Genomic DNA, 15,034 nt, shown 5'->3' with positions numbered 1-15,034 from the left:
CGGGTTCATCTCGAGCAAGCGAATTGTAACCAGCTTCCGATGTTTCTTACCCTTGATCAAATCTGTGTCAGCTATCCGGGCGCGCCGGCGCCTGCGGTGAACGGCGTCTCGCTGCAGCTCGCGGCCGGCCAGCTCGGTGTGCTGATAGGTCCGTCGGGCAGCGGTAAAACTTCCTTGCTGCGGGCCGTCGCCGGTCTTGAACAGGCCGATGGCGGGCGGATTACGCTGGATCACGCATTGCTGGACGGCCCCGGCGTCAGGGTAGCCGCCGAGCAGCGCCGCATCGGCATGGTGTTCCAGGACTTTGCCCTGTTCCCGCACCTGGATATCGCCGCCAACATCGGTTTCGGCCTGCACCAGGCATCGCGCCAGCAGCGCCAGCGGCGGGTTGCTGAAATGCTGGCGCTGGTCGGGCTGGAAGGCTCTCAGGAAAAATATCCGCATCAATTGTCCGGCGGCCAGCAGCAGCGCGTGGCGCTGGCGCGGGCCCTGGCGCCGCAACCGCGCCTGCTGCTGCTCGATGAGCCGTTCTCCAGCCTGGACGTCGAATTGCGCGAACGCCTGGCGCATGACGTGCGCGCGATCCTGAAGCAGGCGCACATCACGGCGCTGATGGTGACCCACGATCAGCTGGAAGCATTTGCCATCGGCGACATGGTCGGCGTGATGCAGGCTGGGCATCTGCAGCAATGGGCTGCGCCTTACGATCTGTATCATCGCCCGGCAACCCGCTTTGTCGCCGACTTTATCGGCCATGGCGTCATGCTGCCGGGCCGGCTGCTTGAGCGCGACGGGCAGCCGGTAGTGTCGACTGTGCTTGGCGAACTGCGCGAGGTCGGCGCCGCGGCCCTGCAGCAAATTCGGCTGCACGGGCGCGGGCAGCAAGGTTTCGATGTATTGTTGCGCTCTGACGATATCGTGCATGACGACGCTTCTCCGTTCAAGGCGCGGATTGTGCGCAAGTCGTTCCGCGGCGCCGAGTTCCTGTACACGCTGCAGCTGGCGGGCGGCCAGGAGGTGCTGGCGCTGGTGCCGTCCCATCACGATCATGCCGTTGACGAGTGGATCGGCATCCGCCTGGATGTCAGCCACGTGGTGACGTTTTCTTTATAAACCGATTATTTTTTAGGTAAGGCATCATGGCGAAGTACATCGTGGTTGGCTTGGAGTTCGGGGTGGTGCTGCTGGTCGGACTGGCGATCTACATGATCAGGAAGAAGTAGCTTGCTGATCGCCCCGGATGGAAAAAAGGCTGGCGCATCATCCGCCAGCCTTTTTTACGCACGGCTTGATTGGCTTATTTGTAGCCGGCGCGGTCCAGCAGCAGCTGCACTTTTTGCTGGTTGCGGCCGACCGCCGAGACGTCTATCACCTCAGCCTTGAACGGGCCCAGGGCGTCCAGCGCCGGATTGCCGGTCTTGACGCCCTTGACTGCCGGCGTTTCGTTATTGCCTTCGGCGAAATAGCGTTGCGCATCGTCGCTCGACAAGTATTCCAGGAACTGGACCGCGGCGGCGCGATGCGGCGCATGTCTGGCGACGCCGGCGCCGGCGATGTTGACATGGGTGCCGGTGGTTTTCTGGTTAGGCCAGATTACTGCGACTTTTTTCATCACTTCGATATCTTCCGGCTTGGTCGATTTCATCAGGCGGGCAACGTAGTAGGAATTCGAAATCGCCACGCCGCATTCGCCCGAGGCCACAGCCTTGATCTGGTCGGTATCGCCGCCCACCGGCGAGCGCGCCTGATTGGCGACATAACCCTTGAGCAGCGCTTCGGTCTTGGCTTCGCCATGGTGTTCCAGCAGCGAGCCGAACAGCGACACGTTGTAAGGGTGCGAACCGGAGCGGGTGCACAGCTTGCCCTTGTTTTTCGGATCCGCCAGCGCTTCGTAGGTCTCGACGTCTTGCGGCTGGATATTCTGCTTGTTGTAGACGATCACGCGGGCGCGTGTCGAAAAGCCGAACCAGTCCGAACCCTTGCCGTCATCCTTGCCGCGCAGGTTGGCGGGAATGCGCTGTTCCAGGATCGCCGATTTCACTGGCTGGAACAGGCCGTCGCTTTCCGCCCGCCACAGACGCGCCGCGTCGACCAGCAAGATCACGTCGGCGGGACTGGCCGCGCCTTCGCTCTTCAGGCGGGCGATGGTGCCGGCGTCGTCGCCGTCGACGCGGTTGATCTTGATGCCGGTGGCTTTGGTGAAGTTGCCGTACAGCGCTTCGTCAGTCTGATAGTGGCGCGCAGAGTACAGGTTCAGCACCTGCTCCTGTGCGAGGGCGGCAACGCTGCTGCTGGCCAGGACGGCGCTGGCGACGATAGAACGCAAAAGCATGAAAACTCCTCTTTTGGTGATTGAAGTAATAATTCTGTTGCCTGTAACAAATGGTTACATTTGAACGGAAAACACTATATCACAAATGAGAATCGTTACTATTTATGATCGTTTCATGACATATGGGCGCCCGCCGTTGCCGCTCGCCGCGATGGGTTAATATGTTTACTCTTTCATACGCAATGATCGGCTTCCGATGAGCAATAAAACCACTTCCAAGTCACAGATACGCACGGCCAGCAAAGCCGATTCGACCACGCCGAGAGTGGCGCTGGTGTTGCAGGGAGGCGGTGCGCTGGGGGCTTATCAGGCCGGTGTCTATCATGCGATGCACGAGAATGGCCTGACGCCGGACTGGGTGGTGGGCACCTCGATCGGCGCCATCAATGCCGCCATCATTGCCGGCAACGAGCGCGATCTGCGGCTGTCGCGCCTGAAGGAATTCTGGGAGCAGGTCGGCCACGGCGACCTGACCGATCTGAGCAAGGTGCCGGACGCCATGCGCCAGTTCAACACGTGGTGGACCACCACCGACGTCACCACCCGCGGCGTGCCGGGCTTTTTCTCGCCGCGCTCGCTCAATCCATTCCTGGTCGGCATGCCGGTGCAGCCGGAACAAGCCAGTTTCTACGACACCGCGCCGCTGGCCGAGACGTTGGCGCGGCTGGTGGATTTCGACTACCTGAACAGCCCTGGCGGCATGCGCCTGACCGTCAGCGCGATGCGGGTGGCTTGCGGTAGCCTGGTCAATTTCGATTCGCAGGAACGGACCATCGGCGTCGAGCACATCATGGCCAGCGGCGCCTTGCCGCCCGGCTTCGCACCGGTGCGCATCGACGGCGACCTGTACTGGGACGGCGGCCTGTATTCGAATACGCCGCTGGAAGTGGTGCTGGACGATGAGTCCAAGACCGACGTCGACGGCAACACCCTGTGCGTGATGGTGGATTTGTGGAGCGCCGACGGTCCCGAGCCGACCACCCTGGACCAGATCACCAATCGCCAGAAAGACGTGACCTTCGCCTCGCGCTCGGAACGCCATATTGAAAATTACCTGCGCATGTATCAATTGCGGCGCGCCGCCCAGGCGCTGTACGACAAGCTGCCGCCGGCCATGCGCAAGAAATCCGACCTCAAGGAATTCGAGGGCTTATCGGACAACAGCACCATCCATATCGTGCGCCTGCGCTACAGCGGCCACGACTGGAACATGCCGTCCAAGGACATCAATTTTTCACGCGGCTCGATCGAGTGGCGCTGGGAACAAGGCTACGCCGACGCCATGCAGGCCGCTGAACGGGTCAGGGCCAATGGCGACACCTTCGGCAGTTCCGACGCCGGCCTGGTGGTGCATGAGCTGGTCATGCCGCCCCTGAGCTGACTCTATGAACTTGCGGATATTGCGCAGGCTGCCGCCCTTGTTAATGCCACTGCTGGCATGTCTGGTGCAACCGGCCTACGCGCAGCTTGCCGGCCCGGGACTGGATAGCCAGCAATGCCAGCTGCTCAAGCAACATGTGCTGCAGCCCGGCGCGCCGGTTGATTGCACGCAACTGCAGGTAGTGCGTTTTGCCTACTTCGACTTTGACAAGGTGCGTCATGACGATGGCGAAATCATGGTCATGGCGGCCGTGGCGCCGCAGGTAAAGGCGGTGTTCGACGAACTGCTCAAGCGCGGTTTCCCGCTTGCGCAGGCGCGCCTGATGGAGCATTATCAAGGCAACGACGATGCATCGATGGCGGACAACAATACCTCCGCCTTCAACGACAGGCCGATCACCGGCGGCAAGGCCATTTCCTTGCATGCCTACGGTCTGGCGATCGATATCAATCCTTTGCAAAATCCGTACGTGCGGCGCGACGCGCAAGGCCGGCAGATTTTCAGCCCGCCGGCCGGACAGGGTTTCGGCCAGCGCGTGGCCAGCCGTGCCGGCAGCAGCGAGCAAGTGGTGGAACTATTCGCCCAGCATGGCTTTCTGATCTGGGGTGGAGACTGGAAAAAGCCGATCGACTACCAGCATTTCCAGGTCAGCCGCAGCATGGCTGAGCGATTGGCCAAGCTGCCGCTGCCGCAGGCGCGCCAGCTGTTTGAAAGCTCTGTCGTGGCATACCGCGCTTGCCGCAGCGGCCACGGCAACAAGCCGGGCGACAGGAAAACCTGCGCCGCCGCCGCTGGATGAACGCCGTGCTGTCAGGTTTGGCAGGAGGCAGCTGCATATTTTGCTTGCAACATATGCAGTGTTGCCATATTCATAGCAATCGATGATTTGTTCACCAAGGAGAAGGCCATGTTTTCGTTTCACGAACAGTTTGCCGCAGCAACCAAAGCCCATTTCGAAGCCCAGTTGGCATTACTCAATACCCTGACTACAAAAACCTTCGAAGGCGTGGAAAAAGTGATCGAACTCAATCTGAGCGCCGCTAAGGCGTCGCTGGAAGAATCGAGCGGCGCTGCCAAGCAGCTGATAAGCGCCAAGGATCCACAGGAATTCCTGACCATCTCGGCTGCCCAGGCCAAGCCTGGCGCTGAAAAGGCAGCGGCTTACGGCCGCCACCTGGCCGGCATCGCTTCCGGCACCCAGGCTGAATTGACCCGTGCGGCCGAGGCGCAAGTGGCGGAAACCAGCCGCAAGATCAATGCCTTGATCGAAGAAGTCAGCAAGAATGCGCCGGCCGGTTCGGAAAACGCCATCGCCATTCTGAAATCGGTGATCAGCAACGCCAACGCCGGTTACGAACAGCTGACCAAGAACGCCAAGCAGGCGGTTGAAACGCTGGAAGCCAATCTGAATACGGCCACCACGCAATTGACCAAGGCAGCGGCGCCGCGCGCGAAAAAATAAACTGCAACGCTGGTTCAGCAAACAGGAAGGCCGCGGATGCGGCCTTTTTTCATATCGGGAGGCCGCGGTCCCATTCGGGCACCTCGCCGAACTGCTGCGCCAGGAAATCGACGAAGGTGCGCACCTTGGCGGACAGGTGCTGGCGGCTCGGGTAGACCGCGTGGATCGCCAGCTCATCGCCTTGATAATCTGTCAGCAGCGGCAGCAGGCGGCCGTCGCGGATAGCATCGCCGATGATGAAGGTCGGCTGGCGGATGATGCCCATGCCGGACAGGGCTGCGGCCAGCAGCAGATCGCCGTTGTTGCAATGCAGGCCGCCATGGATGCGTACCGTATGGCTTTTGCCGTCGCGCCGGAAACGCCATTCGTTATCCGGCTGGGTATAGGCGTAAGTCAGGCATTTGTGCCGCGCCAGGTCGTCCGGGTGCTGCGGCACGCCATGCCGAGCCAGATAGGCCGGCGCAGCGCAGGTCAGCACGCGCGCCGCCACCAGCCGGCGCATGACCAGGCTGGAATTCTGCAGCTTGCCGATGCGGATCGCCAGGTCGAAGCCTTCCTCCACCAGGTCCACCACCCGGTCCGACAAGGTCACATCCAGTTCGACATTGGGATAGCGTTCCGCGTACAGCGGCAGCACCCGGCCCAGGTGATGCACGGAAAAAGACAAGGGCGCGTTGATCCGCAATATGCCGCTGGGATTGGCCGCGTGCATGCCGGCCGCCAGCGTCGCCTGCTCCAGGTCAGCGAGTACTTGCTTGCAGCGTTCGAGGTAGGCGCTGCCGGTGTCGGTCAGGCTGATGCGGCGGGTGCTGCGGTTCAGCAGGCGCGCGCCGAGGTATTCTTCAAGATCGGCGACATGCCTCGTCACCGAAGGATTCGACAGGCTCAAAACCCTCGCGGCGCCGGACAGGCTGCCGATTTCCGTGACTTTGACAAACACCTTCATGGCTTCGAACAGGTTCATCGCTGGATCCTATTATTCCGGAATTCGGAAATGATATTTTAATGAAAGCGCATTTTTCTTTTCATTGCAAGAATATATAGTGAAACACGATCCGGCAGCTACCGTCCGCCGCTTTGCTTGTTTAACAATTTTTCGAAAGCCAGCCATGAACACCAGCAATCCCGGCATCTATGCCGCCACCCTGCTCAGACTGACCCTCGGCATCGCCTTGCTGGCGCATGCCTACCTCAAGGTCTTCGTCTTCACGCTGCCCGGCGCCGCGGGCTTTTTCGCCAGCCAGGGCTTCCCGGCCTGGTCGGTGTACCCTGTCGTTGCAGTGGAAGTGCTGACCGGCCTGGCGATGGTGCTCGGCTTGCAGGCGCGCATCGCCGCCATCATTTCCCTGCCGGTGCTGCTGGGCGCCTTGTCGGTGCACGCGCCTAACGGCTGGGTGTTTACCAGCCCGAACGGCGGCTGGGAATATCCGGCATTCATGGTGGTCACTGCGCTGTCCGTCGCATTGCTGGGCAACGGCGCATTTGCCCTCGGCAACGCCAAAGCCGGCAAATAACTTGATTGGATGAGGTCACCATGAGCAGCAACGCCACCCGCATGCCGGCGATTTTCTTCGGCCACGGCAGTCCGATGAATGCACTGGAAGATAACCGTTACACCGCCGCCTGGGCCAGCCTGGGCGCGAGCGTGGCGCAACTGCAGCCGAAGGCGATCCTGTCGGTGTCCGCGCACTGGTACACGCGCGGCATCGGCGTGACCGCTATGGCCGCGCCAAAAACCATTCACGATTTCGGCGGCTTCCCGCAGGCCTTGTTTGATGTGCGCTATCCGGCGCCGGGCGACCCGCAACTGGCGGCGCAGGTGCGCGATCTGCTGGCGCCGCTGACGGTCGCCATGGACCAGTCCTGGGGACTGGATCACGGCACCTGGTCGGTGCTGGTCAAGGCTTTTCCCAAGGCCGACGTGCCGGTGATACAGCTGAGCATCGACGCCACCCGGCCGGCGCAGTTCCATTTCGACCTGGGCCGCAAGCTGGCGGTGCTGCGCGAGCAAGGCGTGCTGATCATCGGCAGCGGCGACGTGGTGCACAACCTGCGCCTGATGAACCGGCACCAGGATGCGCCGGCGCATGCCTGGGCCGAGCGCTTCAACGATCATATCCGCGCCAGCCTGCTCAGCGGCGACATGCAAGCCTTGATCGATTACGCCGACCAGGGCCAGGACGCGCAATTGTCAGTGCCTACGCCTGAGCACTATCTGCCGCTGCTGTATATCGCCGGCGCCCGGCAGGATGACGAGACCATCTCGATTGCGGTCGACGGCATCGCCATCGGCGCCATCAGCATGCTGACCGCGGTGGTCGGCGCCGTCTGACACGCTACCTCTGCCGGCAGGATTATTCCTTGCCCTTCACCGGCTTGGGGTAATCCTTCAGTACGTCGATAGGCTGGGCGTAGGCCGAGTCCCAGGTTTGCCGATGCAGTTCGGCGATCCGCTGCGCCATTTTTTCATTGCGCAGCACGACTTCCAGGTTGCGCGATAAATCCAGGTAGCCGCCGCTCCAGTTGCTGGTGCCAATCCATGCCACCTGGCCGTCGATCTCCATGGTCTTGCTATGGATCACGCGGGCGAACGGGATGAAGCCGCCGCCGGCGTGCGGCAGCGTGACGATGCGGATCTCCATGCCGGGCAGCAGCGCCAGGCTTTGCAGGTAGGCGATCGCCGGCTTTTCGGTATTCCAGTTCGACACCATCAGCTTGACCTTGACGCCGCGCGCCAGCGCTGCGCGGATCGCATTGTCGATCACTGCGTAATAAGGGCGAGTGCGATCGGGGCCGTAGCTCAGCGGCGCGTAGTCCAGCAACTGGATCCGCACTTCCGACCTGGCCGCCGCCAGCAGTTTCGGCAATTCAGTTTCAGAGTCGCCCACGCCGGGAGGATTGAAGGCGTTCGGACTGGCGACCAGGAATGTCGCCTGCCGGTCATTGGCGGCAACCACGGCCTGATTCAGCTTCGGCACTTCCTTTCCCTGCGCGATCAATTCCTGGGCGCGCCAGTCATGCTCGAAAATCTTTTGCAGCTGCGCCACCACCACAGGGTCGGTAATCCGCAATCCCGTTTCATGGATGTGGGCAAACGAACGCCAGTCGAAATTCTGGCTGCCGACATAGGCGGCGCTGCCGTCGATCACCATGTACTTGGCGTGGATAATGCCGTTGCCGGTCAGCATGGAATAATCGAGATAGCGGAATTCCAGGTTCGGGATTTTCTTCAGCCTTTCGATGGTCGGCATGTCAGAGGCGAACTTGCCTTTTTCTTCCATCAGGAAACGGATCCTGACGCCGCGCTCGCCGGCGGCGGCGAGCCGCGCAATGACCTGTTCGAAGGCAGCGCCGGCCTCGCTGGCGACATAAAACTGGCCGAGCACGATCTCGCGCCTGGCGCCGTCGAACATCTCGCTCCAGACCTGCAGCGGTTCGCGCAAGTCGGGCGTCGCCAGCGTGGTTTCCACCGGCGCGGTATGCACCAGCTCGTAGCCGGGAATGCTGAACTCAGCCTGGGCCATGCCGATGTGGCCGAGCAGGATGGCGAGCGGGACGATCAATTTACGCATGTGCTGCTTCCGAAGAGATGGTGACGAGGATTAATGCAAACGCAGGATGCGGCCGTCCGCCTGTGCGCTGCCGGCGGGATGCCCATCGCGTTCGCTGGCGATCAGGTACTGGCTGAGCGCATCGAGATCGTTGATGCCGGTATCGATGCGGTCGGTTCCCGCGGCCAGCAGGCTGAAGCCGTCGCCGCCCTGGGCGATAAAGCTGTTGACGCTGATCCGGTATTGCTTTTGCGGATCCAGCGCCACGCCGTCCAGTTTCACGCTGTCAGGCACAACGCGCTGTCCCAGCGGCTGCCGGGCGTCCCAGCGATAGCCGAAGCCGCGCGACACCTGCAGCATGATGCGGCCGCCGGGGCGGTCTTCTTCCAGCCAGCTCTGCTGCTCCAGCAGCGCAAGGATCTGGCTGCCGCTCAGGTTCAGCAGCACTAGCGTATTGCCATATGGGGTAGTGGCGGCGACTTGGGCGTAGTTGCTGCCGCCGGCGCCGCTTTCCAGGTTTTCGCGGACGCTCTTATGGTTGATCAAGGCAATCCGGGCGCCCAGCTTGCGCGTCGCCGCCAGCTGCGAATCGGCGATGACGTCGCCCAGCGGCGATTCGCCGGCCTCGTTGATCTGCTTGTCGATATGCGGCACGGCAATGCGGGCGATCGGCTGCGCCAGCACCGCGTTGCTGCGTTCTTTTAACTTCTGCAAGAAGCCGGCCAGCGCCGGATCGGCAGTGAAGCGCTGCGGATCCATCAAGACGTTGCGGGCGCTGATGGCGGTGATCTTCTGCGCCAGGCCGGCGGCGCCGGGATCTATGGTCAGCGCGATCCGCGTCAGCATATGGCCGAAGGAGTCGCCCTGGGTCACGGTGCGGCCGTCTACCTGGCAGGTGTAGCCATTGTGCGTGTGGGCGCTGATGACCAGCCTGATCGCAGGATCGAGCCGTTTGACGATGTCGACGATCGGCCCGCTCAGTTGCCGGCAATCCGTCTTGTCGAACGGTTCCGGCGTTTCGCCGCCTTGATGGATCAACACCACGATGGCGCTGACGCCTTGCGCCCTGATCTCTGGCACCCAGCGGTTGATGGCTTCCGCTTCGTCGGTGAAGTGGACGCTGGCGATACCGTCGGCCGGTACCATTCTTTCGGTTTCCCGCACTACGCTGCCGATGAAGGCGATCTTGACGCCATGCGCCTGCTCGATGCGGTAGGGCGGCAGCAGCGGCTGGCCGCTGGCATTGCCGATGACGTTGGCGGCCAGGTAGGAAAATCCGGCGCCGCTGAAATCGGGCGCAAAATGGCAAGCCTTTTCGGGCCGGCTGGAATTGCAGCCGCCACGCTGATCGCGCAGCAGTTCCGCCGTGCCCTGGTCGAATTCATGATTGCCGACCGCGCTGACGCGCAGCTGCAGCTGATTGAGCGCGGCGATGGCCGGTTCGTCCGCCCAGATCGAAGAGAGCGCCGGGCTGGCGCCGATCAGGTCGCCGGCGCCGACCAGCAGCAGCTGCGGATCTTCCGCGCGCCAGGCATTGAGCGCGCCGCCGATGGTGTCTATGCCGCCGACCTTGAGTTTGCGCGGGCTGGCATCGGCGATGCCGGCGAAGCTTTTGGTTTCCGCCTCCAGATGACCGTGCAAGTCATTGATGGCGACCAGGTTGACCGTGACCGGCGCAAGCGGCTGCTGCATGCCGCTGCACGCCGTCAGGAAAAAAACCGCGGCGCACAGCGCCCCTTTGGTCCGGCTGAAAGATATTGCACGCATGTGTTTCAACCAGTCCTTCACGATCAATATTTATCAGGCAATATGCAGTTTCCCCGCATCTGCCGCCGCTGCCGTCGATCTGGCGCCTTTGCCCGCATCGCGGCCAACGCAGGCACGCAGCATCAAGACCTTCAGGTGATCGTTGATGCGTTCGATACGTTCCTGGAACATGTTGAAGAAAAACATGCCGACCACCGCGATGCCGATACCCAGCGCCGTTGCGTACAAGGCGGTGCCGATGCCCTGCGATACCTGGCCCGGATCGGATACGCCGGAGACCGCCAGCGCCTTGAAAGTATCGATAATACCCAAAATCGTGCCAAGCAGTCCAAGCAGCGGCGCCGCTGTCACGATCGTATCGAGGATCCACAGGCGATGCTGCACCGCGCCGCGGTTGGCGATGTACACGGACTCGCTGAAATCTTCCAGATCCTTCTCGGTGGTCAGCTGATGCTTCTCGGCCAGGATGTCCGACACCAGGGTCAGCGGCAGGCTGCCGCGCGCCGTCAGTTCGGCCGGCAGTTCCTGCACATGCTGCACCGCGTGCGTCATGGCCTTTTCCAGGCCGATGGCCTGGCGCAAGGTGTAATTGAAAAACAGTCCGCGTTCGACAATCACGAAGATCGCCAGTGCGGCACAGGCGTACATCAGATAGAAAGCGAGCTCGTGGAATAATTGCATGTTCATGATGACCTCTTTGTTGTTGCAGCGGCGGACCGGAGCCCGCCGCCAGGGTTTGCTGCAACTGCCTTAAAAGCTGCTGATCAGAAATCCGCGACCAGGGTCACGCTGAAGGTGCGCGGCGGGCTGACGTAGAACAATGGCGCCGATGCCGCGATATTGCCGACTGCCACCGCATTGGTGGTGAACTGGCTGCCGCTGCCGGAGCTCAGGCTCAGGAACTTCTTGTCGAAGATATTGTTGACGTTGAAACGGACCGTCGGCTTCTTCAGCCAGGCCGACGATGGGAAGGTGTAGCCGGCGCCGGCGTTGAACACGGTGTAGCCGCCGATGCTGTCGTCGTTCACCAGCGTGGTGTAGCGCTTGCCGGTGTACTTGCCCTGGCCGAATACATACCAGTTATCCTGCTGGTACTGCAGGCTCAGGCCGCTCAGCCAGTTCGGCGTATCGGGGAATTCCTTGCCGCCGGTAGGCAGCGCGGTGGTAGCCGAGAACGGCATGTCCTTGTCCATCTTGCTCTTGATATACGAGAGCGAACCGTACAGGCTCAGGTTCTTGGTGAGCGAATAGCCGGATTCCAGTTCGAATCCCTTGGAGGTGGAATCGCCGACGTTGTAGTCGGTGTTGGTGTTGGTGAACGGATTGTAGGAAGTCGCTATGCGGTTCTTGAAATCGACATAGAACAGGGAACCGGAAAACGTCCATTTGTCAGCTGCATAGCGATAGCCGAGGTCGTAGTTCCACGAGGTTTCCTTGTCTACCAGCGGATTGCGCACCGTGCCGCCGGTGTACACCCCATTGACGATGCTGCCGCCGGAGATCAGGCCGAAGTAGGAGAAATTGCCTGGCGCCTTGAAATTCTTTGCTGCGTTGAAAAACACCGAATCCGTTGTGGTCAGCTGGTAGCGCGCGCCGAAGCTAGGCAGCAGGTCGGAATACGATTTTTGCAGCGTGTAGAAGCCTGGCGAGCTCTGGCTTGGATTGTTGGTGAAGTTGCGGTCGATGCTCGAATAACGGGCGCCGATTTGCAAGTTCAGCTTGTCTTGCATCAGGCTGATATTGTCTTGCGCAAAAGCCGATTTCCCGGTGCTGATGGTCAGGGTGTCGCGGTACTGCACGTAAGAACCGTTCTGGTTTTTCAGCCACAGGTCCGGATTGTTGAGCCAGACGTCGGCGGCGTTGCCGTTGTTGTCGATCGGCGTGTAAGGACCGGTTTGCTGATGGCGCGCCCGCTCGTACCAGTAGCCGACCATCAGCTTGTGGTTGTCTAGTTGCAGGTTGTACTTGATCGTCACGCCCGGGCGGTAAGTGCGGGTGCGGCTGCCTTCGTAGGCGAACACGGTGTCCTTGGTGTCGCCGTCGCCGTTGACATCGCGCACGCCACCGCCCAGCAGGTTGCCGGCATTGCCTTCGGTGATGGTTTGCAGCTGGTTGCCGCCGGTGCCGAAGCCGTACCACATGTAGGGGCTGACATCGAGGCTGGAAGTCGGCGCCAGCTGGAAGTGGGCGTTCATGGTGGCGAGCCAGTTCTTGAACGGATTCAGGTTATAGCCGTAGTACAGGTTCTTGTTGCCGGTGTTGATGCCCGCGTTCGGTCCGTAGGTCGAATCGTTCTGCGCGCCCGGACCGCCTGGCTGGTGCACCGGCGGTACGGTGCCGAAATCCAGGGTCGGACCGAACTGGGCGATCTGCGCCTTGGTCAGCGAACGATAGTTGTTGTTGAGCGCCGAGTTGTACATGAAGCCGGTGTCGACATAGCTGCCGCCGCCAAGGTCGAAATTGCTGTTGAAATCGGTATGTTCCTTGTCGGCGCGGCCGTTGCCCTTGAACTTGTTGGCCTGGGTTTTCGAATAAGAGATGAAGAACTTGAAGCGGTCGTTGAATATCTTGCCGGAATCGAGGCGGACATAGCCTTTTTGCAGGCTGTGCGAGCCGAAAGTGTATTCGGTGCGGAAGCGCTGCTGGTCTTCCGGCGTGCACATGGTCATGCCGATGTTGCCGCCAGAGGCGCCGACGTGCGGCGCTTCGGTATCGGTGGATCCTTGCGTGACGAAGATGTTGCACAGGTTTTCGGCGTCGGTGTATTCCTGCGGGTAGACGGCGAAGCTGCCGGAATCGTTGACCGGCGCGCCGTTGATGGTGAAGCCCAGCTGGTCGCTGTTGAAGCCGCGCACGCGGACGTTGCCGCCGAACAGGCCGGTGCCGTCCTGGTCGTAGGAATTCACGCCAGGCAGCAGGTTGATCATCTGGAACGGGTTGCCGGTGCTGCTTTGCTTTTCGATATAGCCGCGGTCGACCGAGCTGCGCGCCTTGGCCGATTCTTCCTGCTGGATCAGGCCGGTGCTCTGGCCGCCGCCGGCATCGCCCTGCACCGTGACCTTGCCGACGTCAGAAGTGTCGGCGGCATAGGCCAGCGGACTGGCGGCGATGAATAGCCCGGAGATCAGCAGCGACAGCCGGGTGACTTTGAATTGCATGGTTCTACTCCCTGTAGTTTTTTGGTGTGTGCCTGAACCAGGCGTTCAGGCGACGTCTTCAACTCGGTTTGCAAACTGCTGCTTCATCCCGCTCCCGGGATGAACTCCAACTCGGCGCTGAATCTGTGGGTCGCTTCGCCGGCCCAGCTGGACTCGGGGAAGGCGGTAAACGTGGCGCGGTTGATGGTCTTGCGGGCGGCTTCGTCGAGCAGCATGGAATTCGACGATTCGTCGATGCCTTGTTCTACCAGCGTGCCGTCGCGGTTGAGCACGAACCAGACCTTGACCTTGCCTTGCGGCCGTTGCTGGCTGGCTTCGCGGCCGGTCGGGTAGCGCTTGATGCTGTTCAGGTGGGCGCGCAATTTACTGATATAGCTGGCCTCGATGCTGGCGTTGCTCGGCTTCGCCGCTGGCGCCGGCGGCGGCGTTTCCTGAGGCGGCGCCGGCGGCGCTGCGATCGGCGCGGCCACCGCCTTGGGCGGCGCCGGCGCCGCGACCTCGGGGTTCGGCGTGTTGCTGAGCGGCGTTGCCGTGACCGTCTGCGGCGGGGTCGGCCGCGGCGGCGGTTGCGGCGCCGGCTTCGCCACCGCTTGCGGTTTGGCTTCTTGCGGCGCTACCGGTGTCGGCGGCGCCGGTGCGGCTGCCGGGGGCGTCGGCGGCTCCGGTTCCGTCAGTGCAATCTGCACCAGGGAGTCGTCGATGTGCGGCTGGATCTTCACGGCTTTCTGGATGCCGGCGAAGATCAGGATCGCCAGGATCAGCACTGACGGCAGGGTTGCCAGCGCATCGCGGAAGCGATAAAGGAACGGCATGCTCATCATCGCTTGCATCACGGCTTGCGGGTTGCGATGGAAATGGATTCGAAGCCGTTCTGCTTCAGGTTATCCATGACCTCCACCAGCCGCTGCACTTCGACGCCGCGATCGCTGTTGACGATCACGTTGAGTTTTTCACCGTTCTTTTTCGCCAGGTTCAGGCGGGTAGAGAGTTCGCCGATTTTTGTGTCGACGCCGTCAACCTGCAGCGCATCGTTGAGGCCGATGGTGATCACTGCCTTGTTTTGCGGCTTCAAGTCCTGCGAACTGCTGGCGCTCGGCAGGTGCGTCTTCAAGCCCAGGGCCGGAATCACATTGAGACTGATCAGCACGAAAAACACCAGGAGAAACATCATGACGTCGATCATGGGAATGATTTCGACGCGCGCTTTCCGCTTTTTTGGTTCGTCCCAACTACGCATTGCTATACCCCGATGTATGAGTTGCCGTGATGGCGGAAGGCCTCCGCCCAAGGCGTAGCCTCAGCGCTGGCTGACCGCTATAATTTCTATAACTGTGCGGCAGAATAGCGAGGAATTATTTCGGCAGTATTACAATCGATAACAAT

Annotated in this window: 14 protein-coding genes; 6 read left to right on the top strand and 8 right to left on the bottom strand. The window is 61.4% G+C overall.

From position 1 onward, the window contains the following. The first annotated feature begins 39 nt into the window (after positions 1–39). Positions 40–1,113, top strand: coding sequence for an ABC transporter ATP-binding protein (locus KHU30_RS09185; protein ID WP_211442367.1), 1,074 nt, complete (start codon positions 40–42; stop codon positions 1,111–1,113). A gap of 184 nt (positions 1,114–1,297) precedes the next feature. On the opposite strand, the gene KHU30_RS09180 is transcribed toward KHU30_RS09185, so the two are convergent. Next, complete coding sequence (locus KHU30_RS09180) at positions 1,298–2,332, bottom strand: extracellular solute-binding protein (protein ID WP_211442366.1); 1,035 nt, start codon at positions 2,330–2,332, stop codon at positions 1,298–1,300. Positions 2,333–2,528: 196 nt separating this feature from the next. Between KHU30_RS09180 and KHU30_RS09175 the strand changes: the two genes are divergently transcribed. From KHU30_RS09175 to phaP, 3 genes are all read left to right on the top strand, one after another. Then, positions 2,529–3,713, top strand: coding sequence for a patatin-like phospholipase family protein (locus KHU30_RS09175; protein ID WP_211442365.1), 1,185 nt, complete (start codon positions 2,529–2,531; stop codon positions 3,711–3,713). 43 nt (positions 3,714–3,756) lie between these two features. Continuing rightward, a complete protein-coding gene (locus tag KHU30_RS09170) occupies positions 3,757–4,512 on the top strand; it encodes a M15 family metallopeptidase (RefSeq protein WP_230427331.1) in 756 nt (251 codons plus the stop codon). 108 nt (positions 4,513–4,620) lie between these two features. Then, entirely contained in the window at positions 4,621–5,175 is a 555-nt protein-coding gene (phaP, locus tag KHU30_RS09165; protein WP_211442363.1) for a TIGR01841 family phasin, read from the top strand. 49 nt (positions 5,176–5,224) lie between these two features. On the opposite strand, the gene KHU30_RS09160 is transcribed toward phaP, so the two are convergent. Next, on the bottom strand, positions 5,225–6,139 hold the full coding sequence (locus KHU30_RS09160) for a LysR family transcriptional regulator (protein ID WP_211442362.1): 915 nt from the start codon (positions 6,137–6,139) through the stop codon (positions 5,225–5,227). Between the two features lie 145 nt (positions 6,140–6,284). Here KHU30_RS09160 and KHU30_RS09155 point away from each other — a divergent pair, with 145 nt between their 5' ends. Both KHU30_RS09155 and ygiD read left to right on the top strand, forming a co-directional pair. Next, entirely contained in the window at positions 6,285–6,689 is a 405-nt protein-coding gene (locus tag KHU30_RS09155) for a DoxX family protein (protein ID WP_211442361.1), read from the top strand. Between the two features lie 20 nt (positions 6,690–6,709). Beyond that, positions 6,710–7,507 (top strand): 4,5-DOPA-extradiol-dioxygenase, encoded by a 798-nt coding sequence (gene ygiD / locus KHU30_RS09150; protein WP_211442360.1) that lies wholly within the window; start codon positions 6,710–6,712, stop codon positions 7,505–7,507. 22 nt (positions 7,508–7,529) lie between these two features. On the opposite strand, the gene KHU30_RS09145 is transcribed toward ygiD, so the two are convergent. The 6 genes from KHU30_RS09145 to KHU30_RS09120 form a co-directional block, all read right to left on the bottom strand. Then, positions 7,530–8,747, bottom strand: coding sequence for a phospholipase D-like domain-containing protein (locus KHU30_RS09145; protein WP_211442359.1), 1,218 nt, complete (start codon positions 8,745–8,747; stop codon positions 7,530–7,532). A gap of 30 nt (positions 8,748–8,777) precedes the next feature. Then, positions 8,778–10,493 carry a bifunctional metallophosphatase/5'-nucleotidase gene (locus KHU30_RS09140; RefSeq protein ID WP_211442358.1) on the bottom strand — a complete coding sequence of 572 codons (1,716 nt, stop codon included), beginning with the start codon at positions 10,491–10,493 and terminating at the stop codon, positions 8,778–8,780. A gap of 33 nt (positions 10,494–10,526) precedes the next feature. After that, complete coding sequence (locus KHU30_RS09135; protein ID WP_211442357.1) at positions 10,527–11,180, bottom strand: MotA/TolQ/ExbB proton channel family protein; 654 nt, start codon at positions 11,178–11,180, stop codon at positions 10,527–10,529. Between the two features lie 77 nt (positions 11,181–11,257). Further along, on the bottom strand, positions 11,258–13,651 hold the full coding sequence (locus KHU30_RS09130) for a TonB-dependent receptor (RefSeq protein ID WP_211442356.1): 2,394 nt from the start codon (positions 13,649–13,651) through the stop codon (positions 11,258–11,260). Positions 13,652–13,734: 83 nt separating this feature from the next. Continuing rightward, positions 13,735–14,481 carry an energy transducer TonB gene (locus tag KHU30_RS09125; RefSeq protein ID WP_329956664.1) on the bottom strand — a complete coding sequence of 249 codons (747 nt, stop codon included), beginning with the start codon at positions 14,479–14,481 and terminating at the stop codon, positions 13,735–13,737. Next, positions 14,481–14,888, bottom strand: coding sequence for an ExbD/TolR family protein (locus KHU30_RS09120; RefSeq protein ID WP_098494363.1), 408 nt, complete (start codon positions 14,886–14,888; stop codon positions 14,481–14,483). The genes KHU30_RS09125 and KHU30_RS09120 overlap by 1 nt, the downstream gene beginning before the upstream one ends. Positions 14,889–15,034 lie beyond the last annotated feature (146 nt).

The sequence above is a fragment of the Collimonas humicola genome (assembly GCF_018304945.1).
Classification (GTDB): Bacteria; Pseudomonadota; Gammaproteobacteria; order Burkholderiales; family Burkholderiaceae_D; genus Collimonas; species Collimonas humicola.
Note: the sequence above shows the minus strand (reverse complement) of the source record. Positions and strands in the feature narration are given on the sequence as shown.